The following is a 22,206-nucleotide window of genomic DNA, read 5'->3' as shown; positions in this document are numbered from 1 at the left end:
TTCCACAATTCATCCCCAACTGTGTGCACAACCCGAGTTGTGGAGGGTCATCCGGATCCCTAACGTCGGGCGCACGACTCCACACACAGGATGTCGGTAGGGGCGAGTAGAACCGGACACGAAACCCCGGGTACCGACACCGGGAGTGCGTGCAGGTATCCGCCGGAGCACAGCGCGCCGGACGGGGACATGTGGAGGAAGGCAGGCACTGCAGTGGCCGTCGTTGACGATCGTGGAAATCCCGAATATTCGGGACCTCCCGAGGAACCGAGTGGAGACTTCGGTCGACAGCCCCCTCAGGATCTCGTGGCCGAGCAGTCCGTGCTCGGTGGCATGCTGCTGAGCAAGGACGCCATCGCCGACGTCCTCGAAGTGCTGAGGCCCGGCGACTTCTACCGTCCGGCCCACCAGGCCGTGTACGACGCGATCCTCGATCTCTACAGCCGTGGCGAACCCGCCGACCCGGTCACCGTGTCGGCCGAGCTCGACCGGCGCGGCGAACTCAAGCGTCTCGGCGGAGCCGCCTATCTCGTCACGCTCACCCAGACCGTCCCCACCGCGGCCAATGCCGGCTACTACGCCGAGATCGTCGCCGAGAAGGCCGTCCTGCGTCGTCTCGTCGAGGCGGGCACGCGCATCGTCCAGTACGGCTACGCCGGCGCCGACGGCCAGGACGTCGCCGAGATCGTCGACCGCGCGCAGGCGGAGGTCTTCGAGGTCGCCGAACGACGCACCACCGAAGACTTCGTGCCGCTCGAAGAACTCCTGCAGCCCACGATGGACGAGATCGACTCCATCGCCAGCCGTGGCGGTATCTCCCTCGGCGTGCCCACCGGCTTCGCCGAACTCGACGAGCTCACCAACGGGCTGCACGCCGGCCAGATGATCATCGTCGCCGCGCGTCCCGGTGTGGGTAAGGCCCTCGCGCTCGACACTCCCCTGCCCACCCCCACCGGCTGGACCACGATGGGCGAGGTCGGTGTGGGCGACGAACTCCTCGGCGCCGACGGCCGCCCCACCCGCGTCCTCGCCGCCACCGACGTCATGCACGGCCGGCCGTGCTTCGACGTCGTGTTCTCCGACGGCACCGTGATCGTCGCCGACGAGCAGCACCAGTGGCGCACCGGCGACGGCGCGATCCGCACCACGGGCGAACTCGCCGCCACCGCCGACGCCGGGCACACCGTCGCGAACACCGAGGCACTGTCGTTCCCGGCAACCGAGCTGCCCGTCTCCCCCTTCACGCTCGGTGCGTGGCTCGGCGGCCCGTCGTCCGATCCCGAACTGCACATGCGTATCGACGGCGAAGGTGGTTTCACGAGCGCCCTCGTCGCGCTCGGCGCCCACATCCCCGCCGAATACCAGCGGGCATCCGAACCGCAGCGTCGCGAACTCCTCGCGGGTCTGCTCGACGCCGGTGGAGAGATCGACGACGACGGCACCATCCGGTTCGTCGGCTCGTCCGAGCGTCTGGTGCAGGGCGTCGCCGAACTCCTGTCGGGCCTCGGTTACGCGCCGGTGCTCGACGGCACCGATATCTCCTTCGCCACCGCCGACGACGTCTTCGTCCTGCCCAGCAAGGCCGTGCGGCACAAGGAATGCCGCGCTACCGTGCCGCGCGAGCGCCGCATCGTCGCCGTCCGCCCGGTTCCCTCGGTCCCGGTGCGGTGCGTCGAGGTCGACGGCGACCACATGTACCTCGCGGGTCGCGCGATGGTGCCCACACACAACTCCACGCTGAGCATGGACTTCATGCGGTCGTGCTCCATCAAGCACGGCATGGCGTCGGTCATCTTCTCGCTCGAGATGGGCAAGACCGAGATCGTCATGCGTCTGCTGTCCGCGGAGGCGAAGATCAAGCTCGGCGACATGCGATCCGGACGCATGACCGACGACGACTGGACGCGTCTCGCCCGCCGCATGAGCGAGATCAGCGAAGCGCCGTTGTTCATCGACGACTCACCGAACCTCACGATGATGGAGATCCGCGCAAAAGCGCGGCGGCTCAAGCAGAAACACGACATCCGTCTCATCGTCATCGACTACCTGCAGCTCATGTCGTCCGGCAAGAAGGTCGAGTCGCGTCAGCAGGAGGTCTCCGAATTCTCGCGTAGCCTCAAGCTTCTCGCGAAGGAACTCGAGGTTCCGGTCGTCGCGGTGTGTCAGCTCAACCGTGGTCCCGAGCAGCGCACCGACAAGCGGCCGCAGGTCTCCGACCTCCGTGAGTCGGGCTGCCTGCCGGCGACCACACGCATCATGCGCGCCGACACCGGTGCCGAAGTCACGCTCGGCGAGCTGCTCGAGTCGGGTGAACAGCCCCTCGTGTGGTCGCTCGACGAACGCATGCGGATGGTCGTCCGGCCGATGGTGAAGGTCTTCCCCAGCGGCCGTAAGGAAGTCTTCCGGTTGGAGCTGGCCTCGGGGCGTCGTGTCGAAGCCACCGCGAACCATCCCTTCCTCACCATCGACGGCTGGATGCCGTTGGGCGAGTTGGTCGCCGGTGAGCGTGTCGCAGTGCCGCGTGCGGTGCCCGCACCCCTCGACGTGATACCCGCATCCGACGACGAGGTGGCCGTTCTCGCGGACACTGCCGTGGCCGGCCGACTGATCCCCACCCGCGCGTTCTCGCTCCCCAAGGAGCAGGTCGCCGAGCTCGTCTGCCACATCTGGGAAGACAGCGGTGAGGTCGCATGGGACGCAGGCGCTGCCCGCGCCGTCGTCCGCTACCGGTCGGCGGAGCGTCGTCTGGCCGACGACCTCGCGCGCCTGCTCCTGCGCATCGGCGTGTTCGCGCGGATCACCGATGCCGTCGAGGGCTGGGACCTCACTGTCACCGGGGCGGAGAACCAGGCGGTCTTCCTCCACGACGTGGGCAAGCACGGAACCGCGGCGCAGTGGGTCCTGGCGCAGCTCGGACCGAAGCTCGTCAAGCACAGCCCCGACACCGTCACCCCCGAGATCGAAGCCGAGCTCGGCGAATTGCTCGCCGTCGAACAGCTCGCTCCGATCGGACCGGTCGCGTCCGCCACCCCGCGCACCACCGAGGGTGCACGCTCGCGGCTCGCCCGGGTCGCCGATGTCCTCGACACGGCCGACATCGACATGGTCGCCACCAACAACGTGTTCTGGGACGAGATCGTCTCCGTCACGAGTCTCGGCGAGCAGGACGTCTACGACGGAACGGTGCCCGGCACACACAATTTCGTCGCCGACGGCATCGCGGTGCACAACAGCCTCGAGCAGGACGCCGACATGGTCATCCTGCTGCACCGCCCCGACGCCTTCGAGCGCGACGACCCGCGTGGTGGCGAGGCCGACCTCATCGTCGGCAAGCACCGTAACGGCCCGACCGCGACCATCACCGTTGCCCACCAGCTGCACCTGTCGCGGTTCGTGGACATGGCGCGAGGCTGATACGAGTCGTCGCCCCGCCCGGCGGCGAGGCGACAGATCTCGTCCCGGTTCCGTGATATTCGTAGCGAAAGGCGGTCAGCAGCAGGAGGTTACGCCGGTTTTCGGCGTGGAGTTGTCGTCCTGCTGCTCGTCCGGGGCACCGGTCGTGCAGCATGTTCCGCCGCTGGCTTCCTGCGTGCCGTCGAGATGCTGCGGGCTCGACCCGAAGGTGGCCGAATCCGCCAGGACGGTGTACACCTCCCACTTCTCCCCTGCCGGACCCGTCACCCACGCCTTGTCTTGCGTGGCGTAGCAACAGGTCGTGCCCATCTCCTCGTCGGCGAACAGGCCCGCCTCGGTCAATCGGGCGATCTCGGTGTGCACCTTCTCGGACGAGTCGACCTCGACCCCGAGATGGTTGATCGTGCCGCCCTTGCCCGGGTTCTCGAACAGCACCAGCTTCAACGGCGGATCGGCGATCGCGAAGTTGGCGTAGCCCGGTTCGAGCTTGGCCGGTTCGGTGCCGAACAGTGTCGAGTAGAAGGCGACCGCTTCGGGCAGGTCGTCGACGTCGAGGGCGAACTGGATGCGTGACATGACTGCCTCCACCTGTGTGACATATATCGAATTACCGCCCACAGGATGCTCCTGTACTTCGACATATGTCAAGAAGGTGGTTAGGCTCGAATCATGCCGAAAGCGCTGCCCGTGATCGATGTCCGCGCCCCGATCTGCTGCGCGCCGGTATCGGCTGCGCCGATGCGCGACGACGCCGCCCTCGAGGTCGCGTTGCGGTTGAAGGCCCTGGCCGATCCGGTGCGCATCAAACTCGTGTCGATCCTGCTCACCGCCGACGAAGGTGCGGTGTGCACGTGCGATCTTGCCGCCGGTGTGGATCTGGCGGAATCCACGGTGAGTCATCACCTCGGACAACTACGCAAGGCGGGCATGGTCGAATCCGAGCGACGCGGGATGAACGTCTATCACCGTGCCCGCGCCGAGTCCCTCGAGGCGCTCAGGGTCGTCCTGGATCCGAACTGCTGCCGCTGACGGTCGCACACATATCCTCGAGGTGGAGAAGCGGCGACGAAGGTAGTGATGACGTTCATCAAGATGTGCGGACTGCAGGACGAGGCGACGGTCGATCTCGCCGTCGAACTGGGCGTCGACGCGGTCGGTTTCGTTCTCGTGAAGAGCCCTCGTCGCATCTCCCCGGATCGGGCCGCGACGCTCCGCACCCGCGTGCCGGCGGGAACACTCGCCGTCGGCGTCTATGTGAATGCGTCCCTCGACGAGATCGTCACGACGGCCCGAGCCGCGAATCTCGATCACGTCCAGGTGCACGACCTGCGGTCGGCCGACGACGTGCGCGTGCTGCACGACGCGGGATTCACGGTGATCCGCGCGATCAACACCGGAGGAGCCGAGGCGCTGTCGGAGGACTTCGGCGCCGACCTGTTGCTCGTCGACGGCGCAGTCGCCGGTGCAGGGAAGACATGGGACTGGCAGGACCGCAGTGCCTTGCCGTCCGGCCGGTGGGTCCTTGCGGGCGGGCTGAACCCCGACAACGTGGAGAGGGCACTTTCCACGTCCGGGGCGTGGGGTGTCGACGTCTCCAGCGGCATCGAGGCCGAACGCGGCGTCAAGGATCCGGGTCTCATGCGGGCGTTCGCGCAGGCGGTCCGGAGAAACGCCCCCGAGTGACCCGTCCGGGGGATCCGGCGGCGTCAGTGCGCGGCGTCGGCCTTCTCCCGCCGCGGGATCAGGTGCATGATCAGCACGACGATCGCACCCACGATCAGGCCCACCAGAGCGGATGTCACGGTCCCCGCGGTCCACGACAGCACGCCGCCGAATCCGCCGTGCACGAGCTCGCCGAACCAGTGCTCGAGGTCGTGCAGACGATCGGCAGGCCAATGGAATCCGGCCTCGCCGACATTGACGAGCAGGATGTGCCCACCGACCCACAGCATGGCGGCGATCCCGACCACGGTGAGAACGGTCATCAGCTTCGGCATCGCCTTCACGAGACCGCGACCGACGCGCTGAGCGAAAGTGGACTTCCGTTTCGCGAGCGCCAGGCCGACGTCGTCCATCTTCACGATCAGGGCGACCACGCCGTACACCAGGACGGTGATGAGGACGGCGACGACGATGAGGACGAGCAGGCGAGTCAGGAAGGGTTCGTCCTCGACCGAGGCCAGCGAGATCACCATGATCTCGGCGGACAGGATCAGGTCGGTGCGGATCGCCCCGCCGATCATGGCCTTCTCGAACTCGGGGCCCTTCTCCGCTGCGGTGGCCTCTTTTTCGTGGTGTCCGCCGGTGAGCGCTTCGTAGACCTTCTCGGCGCCCTCGTAGCAGAGGAACAGACCGCCGGCGATGAGCAGATACGGCAGGGCCTGCGGGAGGAACTGACTCAGGATCATCGCGACCGGCAGGATGATCAGAAGCTTGTTGCGGATCGACCCGATCGCGATCTTGCGGATGATCGGCAGTTCGCGATCGGGGGTGAACCCGTGCACGTAGCGGGGGGTGACGGCCGTGTCGTCGACGACCACGCCCGCTGCCTTGACGCTCGCCCTGCCGGCTGCGGCGCCGATGTCGTCTATGGATGCCGCGGCTGCCTTCGCAAGTACCGCGACGTCGTCCAGAAGGGCGACGAGACCACCAGCCACGGGAACCTCCCACAGTTCGGCTGCACCGAGCCGATCGACCGACACGCGATTACGAGTCGTCTCAGAACGCTACCGGACCTGCGATGACGTGCAACGCGGTGTCCGGAGCAGGTCGGGGACGACGTGCGTCCACACCGAGTGCCCTACATGGGCGCCCAGCGTGACAGACCTGTGGGTACCCGGTGGATGCGGTTACCGAACTCGATCATGCCGGTGGCGTCAGTTCGGCGATCAACGCCTCGACCTTCGCCCGGATCTCGTCACGGATCGGACGCACGGCGTCGAGCCCTCGTCCGGCCGGGTCGTCGAGCACCCAGTCCCGGTAGGACGTACCGGGGAATACCGGGCAGGTGTCGCCGCACCCCATCGTGATCACGATGTCGGAGGTCTGCACGGCGTCGGCGGTGAGGATCTTCGGGTTCTCGCCGGAGATGTCGATTCCGACCTCGGCCATCGCCGCGACCGCAGCAGGGTTCACCTCCTCGGCGGGTGCGGACCCGGCGGAACGGACTGTGATGCGATCCCCTGCGAGGCGACTCAGGAACCCGGCGGCCATCTGGGACCGTCCGGCATTGTGCACGCACACGAACAACACGGACGGAACGGCGGTCACGACGCACCTCCGGCACGGGCGACGAAACGTGTGCGCAGGGCCAGAGCGACGTACACGAGTGCGACGAGGACCGGCACTTCGATGAGGGGGCCGACGACTCCCGCCAGTGCCTGTCCGGACGCGACCCCGAACGTGCCGATCGCGACGGCGATGGCGAGTTCGAAGTTGTTGCCCGCGGCGGTGAAGGCGAGTGTGGTGGTGCGTTCGTAGCCGAGTCCTACTGCAGCGCCGAAGAGATACCCGCTCCCCCACATGATCGCGAAGTACGCCAGCAGGGGCAGGGCGATACGTACGACGTCGAGTGGTCGCGAGGTGATCTGTTCACCCTGCAGCGCGAACAGGACCACGATGGTGAACAGCAGTCCGTACAGCGCCCACGGTCCGATGCGCGGCAGGAAGGTCTGCTCGTACCAGCTGCGGCCCTTCGCCTTCTCTCCGAATCGACGAGTGAGAAAACCGGCGACGAGCGGGATCCCGAGGAAGATCAGCACGGATTTCGCGATCTCCCACGGGGAGACGTCGAGCCCGGTCTGCTCGAGGCCGAGCCATCCGGGCAGCACCGACAGGTAGAACCAGCCGAGAGCGGCGAACATGATCACCTGGAAGACCGAGTTGATCGCGACCAGCACGGCTGCGGCTTCCCGGTCGCCGCACGCGAGGTCGTTCCAGATGATCACCATCGCGATGCAGCGCGCGAGGCCGACGATGATCAGACCGGTGCGGTATTCGGGCAGATCCGGCAACATCAGCCACGCGAGCGCGAACATCAGTGCAGGACCGACGATCCAGTTGAGGATCAGCGACGAGATCAACAGGGTGCGGTCGCCGGTGACCGTGTCGAGACGGTCGTAGCGCACCTTCGCCAGTACCGGGTACATCATGATCAGCAAGCCGAGGGCGATCGGCAGCGAGATCCCGTCGATCTCGATGAAACCCAGGGCTTCTCCGAGTCCGGGAATCATGCGGCCGAGCAGCAGGCCGACGACGATGGCGGTGCCGATCCACACGGGAAGGAAGCGGTCGAGTGTCGACATCCTGCCCATCACGGGAGTGTCCACCGCAGTTCGCTCACTCATGCGGGTACCTCGGTCGGCTCGATCCCGAGTACATCGGAGAGTTGCCGTAGTGCAGCCGGAACCACCCGGTAGTACACCCAGGTGCCGCGACGCTCGCACTCGAGCAGGGCTGCCTCGCGCAAAACTCTGAGGTGGTGCGAGATCGTCGGTTGGGACAGATCGAACGATCCCGGGATGTCGCACACGCACGCCTCACCGCCGGCATGGCTCGCGACGAGCGACAGCATCCGCAGACGCACCGGATCGCCGAGGGCCTTGAACATCCGGGCGAGGTCGGCGGCGCGATCGCCCGTCAGGGGTTGGCGCACGAGCGGAGAGCAGCAGGCGTCGTCACCCGCGAGATCTTGATTCGACACACGTCTATATTGACAGATGTCGAATCTACGGACGGATCCGGATGGTGAAGCTGCCCGGATCGGACACGGAACAATGGCGGCATGGCCAACTCGCCGTCCGGTGACTCGATGCTCGACCGCGTCGTCCGCATCCTCGAGTCGTTCGACGACACCCAACCCCGCCTGACGGTCGGGAGTCTCGCCCGCAGGTCCGGCATCCCGCAGGCCACGACCTACCGGCTCGTCGGCGAGCTGGTGCAACACGGTCTGCTCACCCGGGACGACGACGGCCGGGTACGGCTCGGTCTGCGCCTGTGGGAACTCGTCGCGCGCAGTGCACCCGCGCGCGATCTGCGGGAGTCGGCGCTGCCCTTTCTGCAGGACGTGCAGTCGGTGGTGCACCAGCACACCCAGCTCGCGGTCCTGCAGGACGACGAGGTCCTCGTCCTCGAACGGCTGTCGGCGTCCGATTCGGTGGTCAACCAGGCCTCGGTCGCGCGTCGGCTCCCCGTCCACGACACGTCGCTGGGCATGTCGATGCTCGCGTTCTCACCTGCGGAGGTGCAGGAAACCTATCGGCGACGACATCCCGAGGTGGAGAAGCGTTTCGCTGCGACGACGAGAGATTTCCGTCGCGCGCTCGCGGAGGTCCGCCGGCGGGGTTATGCGCGCTTCGACGGTGTGCTCGACGAGGGCACCACGGGCATCGCGGTGCCCGTCCTCGCGCGGTCGGGTCATGCCCTGGCGGCGCTCGGCGTGGTGGTGCCCACCGGTGCGTCCCGGCAACAGGCCGTCGTGCCCGTCCTCATGGCCGCTGCCCGCGGCATCGCGCGCGGAGTCGGCGAGCGTCCCCCGGACTGACCAGGTCGTTTTCTCATTGAACGAGAAGTCGACGTGTGCGGTGGGAGAGGCGCACGACACTCGACGGGACGCGAATCGGATATGCGCAGCGAAGGACGAACACATGAACGCAACCCGCACGGTCGTCACCACCGAAGTCGGCATCGTCGGCGGCGGCCCGGCAGGTCTCATGCTCTCCCATCTCCTCGCGAAGGCGGGGATCGACAACATCGTCGTCGAGAAGCGTGATCACGAGACCATCCGGACCACCCACCGTGCGGGGATCCTCGAGCACGGCTCGGTGTCGCTGCTCACCGAGAGCGGAGTCGACACCCGTGTCCTGAACGAAGGGCACCGCCACGACGGCATCGATCTGCGCTTCGGAGGTGAGAGCCACCGCATCGATTTCCGGGACCTCGTGGGTGAGTCGGTGTGGTTGTATCCGCAGAACGAGGTCTTCGTCGATCTGGCCGCCTCGCGCGAACGCGACGGTGGCGATGTGCGCTACAGCGTCTGCGACACAGAGGTTCTCGACATCACCACCGACACACCGAAGATCCGGTTCGCCGAATCCGACGGCAGGCCGGTCGAGATCCGGTGCCGCATCCTCGTCGGAGCCGACGGATCACAGAGCATCTGCCGCAAGGCGATTCCCGGCGACGTCCGCACCGACCACTTCATCGAGTACCCCTTCGCATGGTTCGGGATCCTTACCGAGGCTCCACCGAGTGCACCCGAATTGATCTATGCGCGTTCTGATCACGGATTCGCCCTCATCAGTCAACGCAACGAGTCGGTGCAGCGGATGTACTTCCAGTGCGATCCGTCCGAGGACGCGTCGACGTGGAGCGAGGACCGGATCTGGGACGAGCTTCAGAGGCGTGTCGACGGCCCCGACGGTTTCGAACTGAAGCGCGGCCCCATCTTCGAACAGATGGTCCTGCCGTTCCGCTCGTACGTGTGCGAACCGATGCGGCACGGAAACCTCTTCCTGGCAGGCGATGCCGGCCATACCGTTCCGCCGACCGGTGCCAAGGGACTCAACCTCGCCCTGGCCGACGTCCGGGTGCTCTTCCGCGCGCTCGACTCGTTCTTCTCCACCGGCTCGTCCGACCTGCTCGACGCCTACAGCGACACGGCGCTGCAGCGCGTGTGGAAGGCGCAGAACTTCTCGTACTGGATGACCTCGATGCTTCACACCCGTGAGGACGCAACGCCGTTCGAGAACAAACGGGCGCTGGGCGAACTCGCCGCGGTCGTCGGCTCCCGGTACGGACAGCAGTATCTCGCGGAGGCGTACACCGGCCGGCCCGACCGCTGATCGTCAGGGCGTGCGGGCCAGGAGTTCGTCGAGCCGATCGAGAACCCGCCTGTTGAGGAGGGTGCGGTTGCCCATCTCGCAATGCCCACCCGCACCCTCGGCGTCGATGAACGGGATGAGGGTCACCTTGTCGCCCAACCGATCGACGAACGTTCCTGCACCGCGCGCGAGGGCATCGCTCTCGGCGGCGGTCACCACGACCGGGCACGAGATACGCTCCCCGACCTCGTCGAGCGTGTACGCGTTCATCTCCGCGAACAGTTCCCGGATGTCCGAGACTCCGTTGACCCAGAATCCACGGGCGACGATCTTCCAGCGCAGCGACGGATCCGACTGCACCGCAGCCATGATCGTGTCGGCGTCCTGTGCGCTCATCGAGAGAGGATCGTCGAGGACCTCGGGGGAGAGGCCGAACGCTGCCCCGAGGGCCCGGGTGCCGGCCGCGACGCTCCACTGACCGGGATCGGCGACCACCGCGGCCAGACGATGCTCACCGGATGCTGCGCGCGGCGCGAGATACCCACCGAGACTCCATCCGCTCAGGACGATGCGTTCGGGGTCGACGATGGGGGAGGCCGTCGCATGATCGATCACCGCGCGCACGACCACTTCCCAGTCCGGACGCATCGGCATCTTCTGCTTGTAGAGCATCTCGCCCTGGCCCGGTCCGTCGAACAGGAGACAGTGGTAGCCGCGTCGCAGAGCTGCCACGGCCGATGCGAAGTACATGTCGGTGATCGTGGCGTCGTATCCGTTGGTCAAGACGATGAGCGGCCGCACGCTGTTCTCGTGGCCGGGTGCGGGCATCAGGTAGCCCGGAAGCGTGGTGTCCTCGAACGGAATCCTGGCAACCTTGACGGGTGTGTCCCCGATCGCCAGCCCGGCCTCGAAGGCCGCGACCTGCTTGTCGAAGGCGGCGATCAGACGTGGGTCGACGGGAGATCCGTACAGCGGGTGGTACGCGGTCGCGTAGTAGGCGCTCGCCCGCAGGAACAGCTCGCGTGCCGAGTCGTCGTGCCCGGCGGTCGCGCAGGACTCCGCTTCGGCGACGAGACGGTCCCCGGTCTCGACCCACGCCCGATAGAAGTCCCCGTCGTCACCGTCGCCCACCTGCCGGGCCACTGCGGCGATCTCGCCGAAGTCGGCGCCGCCGTAGGGGATGTAGGCCAGCGGCCAGGTTCCGAACTCGTCGTGCAGATGATCGTGGAACAGCAGACCCATGTCGGTGCTCCTTCGAGCCGAGGTTCACGAATCGGGGTTCTCCCTGCACGGTGACGGCACGATGACGTCACCGCTACCGGAATCAGCGGCTTTCACCCTCGGTTTCGTCTAACAGGAGCTTCGGCTTCGCTCTCCTATACGGCTACGAGCCCATCCGGTGCCTTCTTCGCCAGGCGTCCGGCGAGGGCCGCGCACACCAGGAGCTGCATCTGGTGGAACAGCATGAGCGGCAGCACGATCAGGCCGATGGGCTGGCCGGGGAACAGCACGATCGCCATGGGCAGACCGGTGGCGAGGGACTTCGTGGAGCCGCAGAAGAGGATCGCGACACGGTCCTGATATTCGAAACCGAGTCCGCGCGACGAGTACCAGGTGAGCGCGAGCACGATCGCGAGCAGCACCGCGCACACACCGACGAGGGCGAGCAGGCGGCCGACCGAGATCATCGACCAGATACCCTCGTTCATGCCGCGGCTGAACGCCACGTACACGACCAGCATGATCGATCCGCGGTCGACGAGTTTGAGCGGCTTGCCGTGGGCCTTCACCCAGCCGCCGATCCAGCGCCGCAGGAGCTGACCTGCGACGAACGGCACGAGCAACATCAGCACGATGTCGAGCACGGCCGACCCGCTGAAGGTGACGCCCTGGGTGGACATCGTCAGCGCGACCAGCAGTGGAGTCGCGAAGATTCCGATGAGACTCGAGGCGCTGGCCGAGACGATCGAGCCGGGGATGTTGCCGCGCGCCACCGAGACGAGCGCGATGGCGGACTGCACCGTGGACGGCAGCAGGCACAGGTACAGGACGCCGAGATAGAGCGGGTCGCTCAGGATCGACGGCACGAGCACCTTGGCGGCCAGGCCGAGCAGCGGGAAGACGACGAAGGTCGTGGCGAGGATCGTCAGGTGCAGACGCCAGTGCTCGAGACCCTCGATGGTCTCCTGCGTGGACAAGCGCGCGCCGTACAGGAAGAACAGCAGCCCGATGGCGATCTTGGCGGCCCAGTTCACGCCGTCGAGTACGACCCCGTCGGCGGGCAGCAGAGCAGCGACGGCGACGGTGGCGAGGATGGCGAGCAGGAACGGGTCGAGCCGTCCGAGCACGGGGATCTTGGAGAGCACGAATCGACGGTACGGCAGCCGGATGTCATTACAGAAGACGGTCGCCACGTTTTCTGTAATCGCGATTCGTGATGAAATGGGGTGGTGTTCGATCCGGTGCACCTACGGAGCTTCCTGGCCGTCGAGCGGGAGCGCAGCTTCACCGCGGCCGCCCAGCGGCTCGGCCTGCGGCAGTCGACGGTCAGTCAGCACGTCGCGCGACTCGAGAAGGAGATCGGGCGCCGCCTGTTCGTACGCGACACGCACAACGTCGAGCTCACGGCGGACGGCGCCGACATGGTCGCCTTCGCCCGCGAGATCCTCGATCGCCACGATGCCGCCCGCAGGCACTTCTCGGAGTCGCCGCTCAGCGGCCGGCTGCGTTTCGGGGTCTCCGAGGACCTCGTGCTCTACGAGCTGCCGTCGATCCTCGCCGAGTTCCGGCGTAGTCATCCCCGCATCGATCTCGAACTCACGGTGGATCTGAGCGAGGATCTGCAGCGCCGTCTCGACGACAACGAGCTCGATCTGGTCTTCGGCAAGCGTCGACCGGGCAGCCGCCACGGTGAAATGATCTTCAGCGAGCGTCTCGTCTTCCTGTCCGCCCCCGATTACGTCCTCGATCCGGACGAGCCGACACCGCTGGTGTCCTATCCGTCGCCGGCCCTGACCCGCGACATCGCGCTCGAGGTCCTCCAGCGCAGTGGGCGCGGTGTCCGCGTTGCGTGCACGACCGACAGTCTCAACGGTCTGCGCGCTGCAGCGCTCGCGGGACTGGGCGTGGTGCTGCACGCCGAGCGGCTTCCACCACCCGGTCTCGTCCCGGTGCGCGATCCCCAACGATTGCTTCCCGGTGCGGGTGAGATCGAGTTCGTGCTCATGGCGCGTCGTTCCGTACTCAGCGGCCCGGAGGCGGCACTGCGGGCGGCCATCCTCGCGAATGCGGATCGTGTGCGCGTGTGACGGTGTCGCGGACGGGTATTCCTGTGCCACGCCCGCTGGGGGCGGCAATGTTCACGCCGCAGGAGGAACCGTGTCCACAGACGCGATCGTGTTGCTGAAGGAAGACCACAAGGAGATCAAGAAACTCTTCCGCGACTTCCGGAAGGCCGAGGGGGAGAAGGAGAAGGGCAAGATAGTCGACAAGATCATCGAAGCCCTCACCGTGCACACCTATCTCGAGAACGAGTGCATGTACCCCGAGGTGCGTTCCCTGCTCCCCGATCTCGAGGACGACATTCTCGAATCGTACGAGGAGCACCACGTCGCCGACGTGCTCGTCATCGAACTGGCCGGGATGAAGCCCGACGCAGAGCGTTTCGACGCGAAGACGACGGTCCTCATCGAGAACGTCGAGCATCACATCGACGAGGAGGAGGACGAGTGGTTCCCCAAGGTGCGCGAGGCGCTCGGCCGTAAGCAGTTGCAGGACATCGGTGCCCGCATGCTCGAGATGAAGGAGGGCGCCCCGCGGTCACCGGCGCAGCCGTCCGCGCTGAAGAAGACGATCGACGCGGTGATCAGCTGACGGTGTGCTGCGGCCGGGCGAGGAAGGCGCCTCGTCCGGCCCGGCTCGCCCGGTAGGCGTCACGCCGCGTCTCGACGAGCCATCCCGGCCACGGATCGACGAATCCGGGGCAGTGGACGGTCGGATCGAATGACGGCTGCTCCGAATCCTTCTCGGGCAGGTGGCGAGTCAGCGTCAGACGTCCCGCCGCTTCCAGAGGCCCGCGGGCGGAACCCACCAGGAGAGAGAACTCGAGCGGTATCTCGAGTGCCTGCACGGAGGTCGTCGAGGACGGTTGTCGTCCGCGCGGAACGGCGGTGATCCACCGCGGCGCGGGGTCGCTGTCGGTCCGATAGGCCATGAGCGTGCTGTAGCGGGCACTCGACCACGAACGGGCCGGCAGCAGCGCCACCCGGGCCGGCAGATGAGCCGATGCGAGCAGGACGTCCCACGGGCCGGTCTTCGTGGCGAAGCGCACCGCGAGACCGAGCACGTCCGGCATGCCGTCCGGTGTGCCGATGGCCCGCGACACCCGGGCGACGACAGGAGTAGGGCGGGGAATCTGCCGCGGCCACCAGGACGACTCGAGTTCGGCAACCCCTTCGAAGGTCGCACCGCGCGGGTGGAACACGCGCGCTCCGCGCAGCGCGGATCCCACTCGGAACGGCACGGACAGCGCCGACGACAGAGCAGTCATGGGGATGGCATACCCGCGATCCGCCGGTTCAATCGCCTTCGTCACTCCTCACCCCGGCAGCGTCCGATTCGGTCACGATGAATACATGCGTTCACCGTTGCCGGATTATCTGACCGAAGTGCTCCGAGGATGCGCCGACAGTTCGGGCGCCCTCGCCGACTACATCCCGGAACTGGCGAGGGCCGACCCGGACCGGTTCGCCCTCACCCTCGTGACCGCCGAAGGTGCGGTGTACTCCGTGGGCGACGACCACACCGAGTTCACGATCCAGTCGATCTCGAAGCCCTTCGTCTACGGTCTTGCGCTGCAACAGAGAGGCTTCGACGCCGTGCTCGACGTGATCGATGTCGAACCCTCCGGGGAGGCGTTCAACGAGGTCTCGCTCGAACGCAACACGGGCCGTCCGCTCAACCCGATGATCAATGCCGGTGCGCTCGCCGCACACGCCCTGGTGCTCGACGGACGGCAACCCGAGGCCTCGGTGGAGGACATCCGTTCTCTGCTGTCGTCCCTGGCCGGTCGCGAGCTGACGATCGACGAGAAGGTCGCGTCGTCGGAGCTCGAGAACTCCTACCGCAATGTCGCCATCGCCAATCTCCTTCGGGGGTACGAGGTTTTCGAGGACGATCCGGACGAGATCGTCGAGGGGTACATCCGGCAGTGTTCGGTGACAGTGACGACCAAGGATCTCGCGATGATGGCCGCGACGCTCGCGGCGGGCGGTGTGCAACCCGTGACGTGCGAGGAGATCTTCTCGCGGGACGTGGTGCGTCAGGTGCTGTCGGTGATGGCGACCTGTGGGATGTACGACGCGGCGGGGGACTGGCTCTCCACCGTCGGTATCCCCGCCAAGAGCGGCGTGTCCGGAGGAATCATAGGAATCCTACCGGGACAGTTGGGTATTGCCGCATACTCGCCGCGCCTCGACGACCACGGCACCAGCGTCCAGGGGGTCGCCGCCTTCGGTCGTCTCTCCCGCGACATGAACTTGCATCTGATGGACGCGCCGATGGTCGCACACTCGGTGTTACGCAGAAGACATGTCATCGGCGAGGGTGACGAGTCTCTCACCCTCCTCGAGTTGCAGGGCGACCTCCAGTTCACCAGTTCCGAGGGTCTCGTGACGGCCGTGGTCGACGAGCCTGTGGAGACGAAACGCCTGGTCTTCGACCTGTCCCTCGTCCGTACCATCCTGCCGGTCGGCCGAAGGATGTTGCTGGAGATGATCGGTCGGCTCCACCGGGACGGCGTGGAGGTCGTCGTGATCGACCCCGAAGGGCATCTGCCCGAACCCGACACCGGCTACGGCTTCCGACCGCAGGTTCACACCTCGTGGGAGGACCTGGAGGCGCAGGGGTGAAAGGGCATTCGGCACGAAAGTGACGTGAGGGACGGCTGTGAAGTTTTCCGGAACCACGGGTGGCGTCCACACCGAGCACTGGGCTACGGTGTCGTGCGGTGTGCCCGAGGTTGGTCGGCGAAAGACGCTCGTACCCCACGAAAGAAGATCCATTCATGCCGTTCCGTGAATCCCTCGTCGTCCCCGGAATCGTCCGGGTAGGAGGATGATGGCGTTGCTGACACGTTCGCCCTACCGCTGCCCCGGAGACGGCAGCGTGATCCACCACGCGTGCGCAGGACTGCTGACCTACTGGGAGCGTCCCGTCGAGGAGCACGTCGCCCGCACCTCGCTGGGTGACACCTACGTGCTCACCACGGGTCCTGCGACCGCACCGCCGATCGTGGTGCTCGCGGGTGGCGATCTCCCGGCGGCGGGGCTGCGTCTGCTCGCCGAGCAGTTCGGCGAGCGCCACCGGGTGGTGCTCGTGGATGTCCCGGGCCTTCCCGGTGCGAGCGCTGGCAGCCGGCCCGACAGCCGGATCCACAGCGTCTACGGCCACTGGCTCGTCGAGGTGCTCGATGCACTCGGCGTCGAGCGGATTCCCGTGATCGGTCTCGGCTGGTCGGCCTCCGTGGCCGCTGCGGTGGAGGATCTTGACCGGATCGAGAAGCTGGTGATCGCGGCGCCGCTGGGTCTCGTCCCGCGCGTCCGGTGGAACCGCGCCCTCATCCCCGGCCTGCAGTGGCGCAACGAGCCCAACTTCGAGAACACCGAGCGGTACCTTCGAGCACTCGCGGGATGCGACTACCGGCCCGACGAACAGACCCTACGGTGGTCCTGCCGCGTCGGTGCGTATTGCACGTCGCTGACGAACATGCCCCGCATCGATCGGGCCGTGCTGCGCCGCTGGCGCGGGCGTCCGGTCGAGGTCGTCGTGGGAAGCAAGGACCCCCTCGTACAGGTGGACGCGCTGAACAAGCTGGCCGACGACATGGGTGCTCATTTCGTGGCGCTTCCCGAGGTGGGTCATCTCCTCGCGGTCGAGGCGCCGGCCGCTCTGGCGGCGACGGCCGCAGCCGCAGCGGTAACGGAGAACTGAGAACCGGGACTCGGAAGAATCCGGTCCGGGAGAGTGTGGGTCGAAAGTGGCGGTGCCGGGCTGCCCCCGACGGGCGTAGCTGTCAGTCCGGCATCGCCACTTCCGGTCACCCTCCCAGTGGAACCCGAAGGCTCGAGTACCCACACCAGGGCTGCGATAATCCCCGAATTATTACGTTTTGGTCACGGGGACGCCTACGACCGTACCACCTGAATGCTGTGTCGTTGCAGATGTGTGTATCGGCGCGTCACACATCCGCGATTACGGGGACGCGATCACATCACGCCACGGCTCTGTCGGATCACGCCACAGCGGGGCTCCAGTCGACCACCACCGACCGTGCTCCGATGTATTCCAGCAGGTCGCGGACCGGTCCGCCGAAGCGGAGCTGACGGGCGACCTCCAGTTCGTCGAGGTCGTCGCTCTCCGTGCCGACGAGGATCCCATCGATCATGCTGCGGGCCGCGGACACGACGAGCGTCTCTTCCTCGGCCACCCGGACCGGTACATCGTTCTCGCCCGCCACCGCGCCGACCGCCACGGCCACGTAGTCCCTGTCCTCGTCCGCGTCGTGATACGCGACCAGACGGCCATGCAGCACGGACTCGGGCAGGATGCGGTCGAGCGTTACGCCCGAGGGAACGCGCTCGTCCTCGGGACGGATGCTCGGGCCGGCTGCGGCCGGTGTGGCCGGGGATGCCGTGGGCTGCGCGGCTGCGTACAGGGGCACGCGCCGAGACGTCCAGCCGAAGTAGGTTTCGCGTTGCGCATACATCGCACCTGCGCCTCCTCGATAGGACTTCGTCTCTACCTCCAGTGTGCTCCGGGCCACCGACACGTTTGTCGGTTCCGAAGGAGGGGTCGTAGGAGCTAGTCGCGCGAGGCCCGGACGCCGGGTGAGACGAGCAGTCGGCCGAGGACCGCGAAGAGCGCGAGGATCACCAGCGAGCAGATCCCGGCGAGGGCGGCACCGCCCACGACCAGGGCGTAGTCGCTGCGCGCGAGACCGTCCACGATGGGCCTTCCCACCCCGCCGAAGCTCACTGCCGCGGCGATCGTGGCGGTCGCGACGATCTGCACGGCGGCGGTGCGCAGGCCGACGAGGATCAGCGGCAAGGCCACCGGCAGCTGGGCCCGCAGCAGGATCTGGGACGAGGTCATCCCCATCCCGCGGGCGGCGTCGGTCAGCGCCGGGTCGATCCCGCGGATCCCTTCGTAGGAGTTCAACAGGATGGGTGGGATCGCGAGTGCCACCAGCGGCACCATCACCGGAACGAGCCCGATCCCGTACAGCACGACCAGCAACACGAGCAGGCCGTAGGTGGGGAGGGCGCGTGCGGCGTTCGCTGTGAGCGACACGAGCACACCGCCGCGGCCCGTGTGCCCGGTCCACAGGCCGAGCGGCAACGCGAGGAGCACGGAGATCACGAACGCGAGCAGGGTATAGCCGAAGTGCTGGGCCAGTCGCGTCGGGATCCCGGACGCGCCCGACCAGTTCGCGGAGTCGCCGAAGTATTCGGCCAGATAGTTCAGCAGCGTCGTCATCGGCGCACCTTCGAGGTGCGGTGCATCCACGGCGTGGCGAGACGCTGGACGAGCACGAGCACCGCGTCGACGACCAGTGCCATCACGACGGTCGCGATGATGCCGATGATCGCCAGATCGAGTCGGTCGAGCTGCACCGAGGCGGTGAACAACGCGCCGAAGGCACCCATGCCGATCAGCGCTCCGACGCTCACCATGCTGATGTTCGCGACCGTCGCGACCCGCAGCCCCGCGATGACCGCGGGGATCGCCAGCGGCAGGTCGACGGTGAGCAACCGGCGCGGCGTCGAGAATCCCATCGCCACCGCCGACTGGCGGACACTGTCGGGCACAGCACGCAATCCGTCGACGACGTTCGGGACGAGGCCCGCCAGCGCGTAGACGGCCAGCGGAAGGATCACGGTGGTCCGGCTGATCCCGGTGAACGCGATGAGCATGACGAAGAAGGCAAGCGACGGAATCGAATACAGGACACTGCAGACCGCGAGCACCGGGGCGTACACCCGCGGCCACCGCACGCACGCGAGGCCCAGCGGCAGAGCGAGGACGAGGCCGAGCAGCGACGCGCCGAGGGCCATGACGAGATGATCGCCGAGCAGTTCCCAGAACGTCCCGAGATAACCGGGAATCCGCAGGCTCACCGCAACTTCCGCATCGCGAGCGGAGACGGGGTGCCGGCCTCCCTGTGGTTGTGCGCCGCGCGGACCGCCGCGGTCACCTCTTCGCCACTGATCACCCCGAGCGCACGTCCGTCGTCGTCCACCGCCACGGCATGGCCCGACGGTGAGAGCACGGCCGCGTCGAGCACGACGCGCAGCGGATCCCGCCCGGGAACGAACGGCTTTCCGACCGGCAGGAATTCCGCATCGGCACTGCCGTCTCGCCACCCCGTCGGGCGTCCGTCGTCGTCGACGACGAGAAGCCAGCCGTCGCCGACGGCGAGTTCGGCGGCATCGCGGGTGACGATCGGATCGGTGCGCAGCGGCAGGTCGGCGGACGAGAAGAACGACATGAGTCGCACACCGCGGTCGACGCCGAGGAATCCGGCGACGAAATCGTCGGCGGGGGAGGTGAGAAGCTCCTCCGGAGTCGCGTACTGGGCGAGCACCCCGCCCGGCCGCAGGACGGCCACGCGGTCGCCGAGCTTGATCGCCTCGTCGATGTCGTGGGTGACGAGCACGATCGTCTTGGCCAGCACCGATTGCAGGCGCAGGAGTTCGTCCTGCAGATCCTTGCGGACCACGGGATCGACCGCGGAGAACGGCTCGTCCATCAACAGGATCGGAGGATCGGCCGCCAGCGCGCGTGCCACACCGACACGCTGCTGCTGCCCGCCGGACAGCTGAGCAGGATAGCGTTGCGCCAGTTCTTTTCCGAGGCCGACTCGGGTGAGCACGTCCATCGCGGTCGCGCGGGCCTCCTTACGGCTCGCGCCGAGCAACCGGGGCACGGTGGCGACGTTGTCGATCACTGTGCGATGGGGGAACAGCCCGGCGTGCTGGATGACGTATCCGATGCCGCGGCGCAGGATCCGGGGATCCTCGTCCCGGACGTCGCGGCCCCCGACGAGCACACGCCCGCTCGAGGGCTCGACCATCCGGTTGATCATGCGCAACGAGGTGGTCTTCCCACACCCCGACGGCCCGACGAACACCGTCAGGGTGCCCGTCGGGACTTCCAGCGAGAGTCCGTCGACGGCGACGGTCCCGTCGGGATAACGCTTCCCGACGTTGTCGAATGTGATCACGTGGCACCGACTTCCGTCAGTTCAGATCGTTCTGCTGCAGCCACTCCTCGGCGACGACGTCGATGTCGCGACCGTCGGTGACCACCTGTCCGACCAGGACGACGAGGGTGTCGGTGGTGAGCTTGTCGGACACGGCGTCGATCTTCGCGACGTGGTCGTCGTCGAGATCGGCGCGATGCACCAGCGGGGTGACGTTCTGGGCTCCGAAGACCGATTCCGGGTCCTCCAGCGCAACAAACGGTTCGGTGCTCAGCGACGGATCGGTGGTGAAGATGTTCGCGGCCTGCACGGTGCCGTCCGAGAGCGCGCGGATGGTGATGGGGCCACCGGTGTCGGTGGGGACGAATTCGCGGAACTCGACCCCGTACACCTCACGCAGACCCACGACACCTTGCTGACGCGTCTCGAACTCGGGCGGTCCGCCGAGGACGAGTTCGCCGGCGACCGGCGCGAGATCGGCGATGCTCACAAGGTTGTAGCGCTGCGCGGTCTCCTCGGTGACGACGAGGGCGTCCTTGTTCTCACCGGGGGCGGAGGCCAGGATCTCGAGCCCGTCCGGAAGGGCTTCGGACAGGGCCGCATTGACGTCCTCCGTCGTCGAGGCGGTGCTGTCGGGGTCGACCCGCGCGAGCAGTGCGCCGTTGTACTCCGGGACGAGCGTGATGGCACCCGAGGCGACCTGGTCGTAGTAGATCTCGCGGCTGCCGATGTTGAACTGGCGGGTGACCTCGGCCCCCGTGCTCTCGAGCGCCTGCGAGTAGATCTCCGCGAGCAGGACGTTCTCCGGGAAGTTCGCCGAACCGACGACGATCGCGCCTCCGTCCGCTGTGTCTCCGGCGAGGGGATCCTCGTCTCCGCCGCCGGAACAGGCGGCCAGGGCGAATACGGACACGGCGAGAAGCGCGGTGGTGCGTGCGAAGCGTTTCACGGGTTGCTCCCTCGGATGCGGCACGGTCGGTTTTCGACTCTATCCCGGCGGATACCCACTGTGCCGGATTTGTCACGAGTGGATCACCAGTCGTCGCCGGCACGCTCCGAGGTCGTGAGGGCGAGGATGCCGCTCTCGAGACGGTATCGGCTCATCGAGTCCAGCGCGGGGGTATAGGCGTGCACGGTCACCGCCGGGACGGGACCGTCGTTGACGACCTCGTGCACGTGCCGATCGTCGAATCGACGCGTGACACCCGTCGACAGATGGGTGCGGGAGAGCGTCACGCGTTGCCCGGGAAGATCTTCCGACCACGGCTGGTCGACGGTGTCCTCCCGGACCTGTCCCTGCGCGACGGCGAATGCACCGGCACTCCCACCGTGATCGTGGATCCCGGTGCGCTGCCCGGGAAGCCAGCTCAGCAACCACACCTCGTAGTCGTCGGCGACGGCGAGCCGGGTGTACCAGCGTTCGGTCTCGTCGAAGCGGACGAGCGGACGCCAGCGGGAGACGTCCGCGGCGATGTCACGGACGATCTCGGCGAGATCGACGCGCACGGAGGGGGACAGAAGAGCAGCAGCCATCGTGGTTCCTCGAAACGGGAGCCGGACGGGATCGTAGGGTCGTCCGGGCAGGGGAAGTGGGTCGGGCCGGGATCAACGACAGGCGCGACAACCACAGAAACCACCGGCGATGCGGACGTAGTCCACATGAAGCCTGCGATGCCGCAGGGTCGCCGGAAGACGCATGTCGCTCACTTC

The 22,206-nt window shown here is 67.0% G+C and carries 23 protein-coding genes; 9 read left to right on the top strand and 14 right to left on the bottom strand.

What is annotated here, in order from left to right:
• The first annotated feature begins 213 nt into the window (after positions 1–213).
• A complete protein-coding gene (gene dnaB / locus KXC42_RS23680; protein ID WP_219129705.1) occupies positions 214–3,414 on the top strand; it encodes a replicative DNA helicase in 3,201 nt (1,066 codons plus the stop codon).
• Positions 3,415–3,489: 75 nt separating this feature from the next.
• Here dnaB and KXC42_RS23675 read toward each other — a convergent pair whose 3' ends face one another.
• Complete coding sequence (locus tag KXC42_RS23675) at positions 3,490–3,990, bottom strand: ArsI/CadI family heavy metal resistance metalloenzyme (protein ID WP_006550796.1); 501 nt, start codon at positions 3,988–3,990, stop codon at positions 3,490–3,492.
• Between the two features lie 93 nt (positions 3,991–4,083).
• Here KXC42_RS23675 and KXC42_RS23670 point away from each other — a divergent pair, with 93 nt between their 5' ends.
• Together KXC42_RS23670 and KXC42_RS23665 are read left to right on the top strand one after the other, a co-directional pair.
• Complete coding sequence (locus KXC42_RS23670; RefSeq protein WP_006550795.1) at positions 4,084–4,443, top strand: Rv2640c family ArsR-like transcriptional regulator; 360 nt, start codon at positions 4,084–4,086, stop codon at positions 4,441–4,443.
• Positions 4,444–4,491: 48 nt separating this feature from the next.
• Positions 4,492–5,097, top strand: coding sequence for a phosphoribosylanthranilate isomerase (locus KXC42_RS23665; RefSeq protein WP_006550794.1), 606 nt, complete (start codon positions 4,492–4,494; stop codon positions 5,095–5,097).
• A 23-nt stretch (positions 5,098–5,120) separates the two neighbouring features.
• Here the strand turns inward: KXC42_RS23665 and KXC42_RS23660 are convergent, their stop codons facing one another.
• The 4 genes from KXC42_RS23660 to KXC42_RS23645 form a co-directional block, all read right to left on the bottom strand.
• The gene (locus tag KXC42_RS23660) at positions 5,121–6,071 is read right to left on the bottom strand and encodes a DUF808 domain-containing protein (RefSeq protein WP_219130545.1); all 951 of its coding nucleotides are present in this window, start codon (positions 6,069–6,071) and stop codon (positions 5,121–5,123) included.
• Between the two features lie 205 nt (positions 6,072–6,276).
• Complete coding sequence (locus KXC42_RS23655) at positions 6,277–6,684, bottom strand: arsenate reductase ArsC (protein WP_219129704.1); 408 nt, start codon at positions 6,682–6,684, stop codon at positions 6,277–6,279.
• Positions 6,681–7,760: an ACR3 family arsenite efflux transporter gene (gene arsB / locus KXC42_RS23650; protein ID WP_024102459.1), complete on the bottom strand. Its 1,080-nt coding sequence runs from the start codon at positions 7,758–7,760 to the stop codon at positions 6,681–6,683. The genes KXC42_RS23655 and arsB overlap by 4 nt, the downstream gene beginning before the upstream one ends.
• Complete coding sequence (locus tag KXC42_RS23645) at positions 7,757–8,116, bottom strand: helix-turn-helix transcriptional regulator (RefSeq protein WP_219129703.1); 360 nt, start codon at positions 8,114–8,116, stop codon at positions 7,757–7,759. The genes arsB and KXC42_RS23645 overlap by 4 nt, the downstream gene beginning before the upstream one ends.
• An 81-nt stretch (positions 8,117–8,197) precedes the next feature.
• On the opposite strand from KXC42_RS23645, the gene KXC42_RS23640 reads away from it, so the two are divergent.
• Both KXC42_RS23640 and KXC42_RS23635 read left to right on the top strand, forming a co-directional pair.
• Positions 8,198–8,956: an IclR family transcriptional regulator gene (locus tag KXC42_RS23640; RefSeq protein ID WP_033098463.1), complete on the top strand. Its 759-nt coding sequence runs from the start codon at positions 8,198–8,200 to the stop codon at positions 8,954–8,956.
• 103 nt (positions 8,957–9,059) lie between these two features.
• Positions 9,060–10,256: a 4-hydroxybenzoate 3-monooxygenase gene (locus KXC42_RS23635; protein ID WP_039584387.1), complete on the top strand. Its 1,197-nt coding sequence runs from the start codon at positions 9,060–9,062 to the stop codon at positions 10,254–10,256.
• 3 nt (positions 10,257–10,259) lie between these two features.
• On the opposite strand, the gene KXC42_RS23630 is transcribed toward KXC42_RS23635, so the two are convergent.
• Positions 10,260–11,477: an alpha/beta fold hydrolase gene (locus KXC42_RS23630; RefSeq protein WP_039584386.1), complete on the bottom strand. Its 1,218-nt coding sequence runs from the start codon at positions 11,475–11,477 to the stop codon at positions 10,260–10,262.
• Positions 11,478–11,611: 134 nt separating this feature from the next.
• Entirely contained in the window at positions 11,612–12,601 is a 990-nt protein-coding gene (locus tag KXC42_RS23625) for a bile acid:sodium symporter family protein (protein ID WP_050993543.1), read from the bottom strand.
• An 84-nt stretch (positions 12,602–12,685) separates the two neighbouring features.
• Between KXC42_RS23625 and KXC42_RS23620 the strand changes: the two genes are divergently transcribed.
• Together KXC42_RS23620 and KXC42_RS23615 are read left to right on the top strand one after the other, a co-directional pair.
• A complete protein-coding gene (locus KXC42_RS23620) occupies positions 12,686–13,543 on the top strand; it encodes a LysR family transcriptional regulator (protein ID WP_219129701.1) in 858 nt (285 codons plus the stop codon).
• A 70-nt stretch (positions 13,544–13,613) separates the two neighbouring features.
• Positions 13,614–14,108, top strand: a complete 495-nt coding sequence (locus KXC42_RS23615; RefSeq protein ID WP_006550785.1) for a hemerythrin domain-containing protein — start codon at positions 13,614–13,616, stop codon at positions 14,106–14,108.
• Here the strand turns inward: KXC42_RS23615 and KXC42_RS23610 are convergent.
• Positions 14,101–14,784, bottom strand: a complete 684-nt coding sequence (locus KXC42_RS23610; protein ID WP_006550784.1) for a hypothetical protein — start codon at positions 14,782–14,784, stop codon at positions 14,101–14,103. The genes KXC42_RS23615 and KXC42_RS23610 overlap by 8 nt on opposite strands.
• A gap of 85 nt (positions 14,785–14,869) precedes the next feature.
• Between KXC42_RS23610 and KXC42_RS23605 the strand changes: the two genes are divergently transcribed.
• Positions 14,870–16,144, top strand: a complete 1,275-nt coding sequence (locus KXC42_RS23605) for a glutaminase (RefSeq protein WP_024102450.1) — start codon at positions 14,870–14,872, stop codon at positions 16,142–16,144.
• Between the two features lie 208 nt (positions 16,145–16,352).
• Positions 16,353–17,225 (top strand): alpha/beta fold hydrolase, encoded by an 873-nt coding sequence (locus KXC42_RS23600; protein ID WP_006550782.1) that lies wholly within the window; start codon positions 16,353–16,355, stop codon positions 17,223–17,225.
• 301 nt (positions 17,226–17,526) lie between these two features.
• Here KXC42_RS23600 and KXC42_RS23595 read toward each other — a convergent pair whose 3' ends face one another.
• From KXC42_RS23595 to KXC42_RS23570, 6 genes are all read right to left on the bottom strand, one after another.
• The gene (locus KXC42_RS23595) at positions 17,527–18,000 is read right to left on the bottom strand and encodes a hypothetical protein (RefSeq protein ID WP_039584385.1); all 474 of its coding nucleotides are present in this window, start codon (positions 17,998–18,000) and stop codon (positions 17,527–17,529) included.
• Between the two features lie 95 nt (positions 18,001–18,095).
• Positions 18,096–18,770, bottom strand: a complete 675-nt coding sequence (locus KXC42_RS23590) for an ABC transporter permease (protein ID WP_006550780.1) — start codon at positions 18,768–18,770, stop codon at positions 18,096–18,098.
• Complete coding sequence (locus KXC42_RS23585; RefSeq protein ID WP_219129700.1) at positions 18,767–19,411, bottom strand: ABC transporter permease; 645 nt, start codon at positions 19,409–19,411, stop codon at positions 18,767–18,769. Before KXC42_RS23585 ends, KXC42_RS23590 begins: the two co-directional genes overlap by 4 nt.
• Entirely contained in the window at positions 19,408–20,517 is a 1,110-nt protein-coding gene (locus KXC42_RS23580; RefSeq protein WP_219129699.1) for an ABC transporter ATP-binding protein, read from the bottom strand. The genes KXC42_RS23585 and KXC42_RS23580 overlap by 4 nt, the downstream gene beginning before the upstream one ends.
• A gap of 16 nt (positions 20,518–20,533) precedes the next feature.
• On the bottom strand, positions 20,534–21,445 hold the full coding sequence (locus KXC42_RS23575; protein WP_024102446.1) for an ABC transporter substrate-binding protein: 912 nt from the start codon (positions 21,443–21,445) through the stop codon (positions 20,534–20,536).
• A gap of 83 nt (positions 21,446–21,528) precedes the next feature.
• A complete protein-coding gene (locus KXC42_RS23570; RefSeq protein ID WP_037217386.1) occupies positions 21,529–22,029 on the bottom strand; it encodes a cysteine dioxygenase family protein in 501 nt (166 codons plus the stop codon).
• Positions 22,030–22,206 lie beyond the last annotated feature (177 nt).

Origin of the sequence: Rhodococcus sp. LW-XY12 (assembly GCF_019317345.1) — a bacterium.
GTDB classification, from domain to species: Bacteria; Actinomycetota; Actinomycetes; order Mycobacteriales; family Mycobacteriaceae; genus Rhodococcus; species Rhodococcus pyridinivorans.
Note: the sequence above shows the minus strand (reverse complement) of the source record. Positions and strands in the feature narration are given on the sequence as shown.

Bases quoted from the DNA above. Each gene is read 5' to 3' on its own strand.
- KXC42_RS23675 (WP_006550796.1), bottom strand. From the start codon at position 3,990: ATGTCACGCATCCAGTTCGCCCTCGACGTCGACGACCTGCCCGAAGCG.
- KXC42_RS23670 (WP_006550795.1), top strand. From the start codon at position 4,084: ATGCCGAAAGCGCTGCCCGTGATCGATGTCCGCGCCCCGATCTGCTGC.
- KXC42_RS23665 (WP_006550794.1), top strand. From the start codon at position 4,492: ATGACGTTCATCAAGATGTGCGGACTGCAGGACGAGGCGACGGTCGAT.
- arsB (WP_024102459.1), bottom strand. From the start codon at position 7,760: ATGAGTGAGCGAACTGCGGTGGACACTCCCGTGATGGGCAGGATGTCG.
- KXC42_RS23640 (WP_033098463.1), top strand. From the start codon at position 8,198: ATGGCCAACTCGCCGTCCGGTGACTCGATGCTCGACCGCGTCGTCCGC.
- KXC42_RS23635 (WP_039584387.1), top strand. From the start codon at position 9,060: ATGAACGCAACCCGCACGGTCGTCACCACCGAAGTCGGCATCGTCGGC.
- KXC42_RS23630 (WP_039584386.1), bottom strand. From the start codon at position 11,477: ATGGGTCTGCTGTTCCACGATCATCTGCACGACGAGTTCGGAACCTGG.
- KXC42_RS23610 (WP_006550784.1), bottom strand. From the start codon at position 14,784: ATGACTGCTCTGTCGTCGGCGCTGTCCGTGCCGTTCCGAGTGGGATCC.
- KXC42_RS23605 (WP_024102450.1), top strand. From the start codon at position 14,870: ATGCGTTCACCGTTGCCGGATTATCTGACCGAAGTGCTCCGAGGATGC.
- KXC42_RS23600 (WP_006550782.1), top strand. From the start codon at position 16,353: ATGGCGTTGCTGACACGTTCGCCCTACCGCTGCCCCGGAGACGGCAGC.
- KXC42_RS23595 (WP_039584385.1), bottom strand. From the start codon at position 18,000: ATGTATGCGCAACGCGAAACCTACTTCGGCTGGACGTCTCGGCGCGTG.
- KXC42_RS23590 (WP_006550780.1), bottom strand. From the start codon at position 18,770: ATGACGACGCTGCTGAACTATCTGGCCGAATACTTCGGCGACTCCGCG.
- KXC42_RS23570 (WP_037217386.1), bottom strand. From the start codon at position 22,029: ATGGCTGCTGCTCTTCTGTCCCCCTCCGTGCGCGTCGATCTCGCCGAG.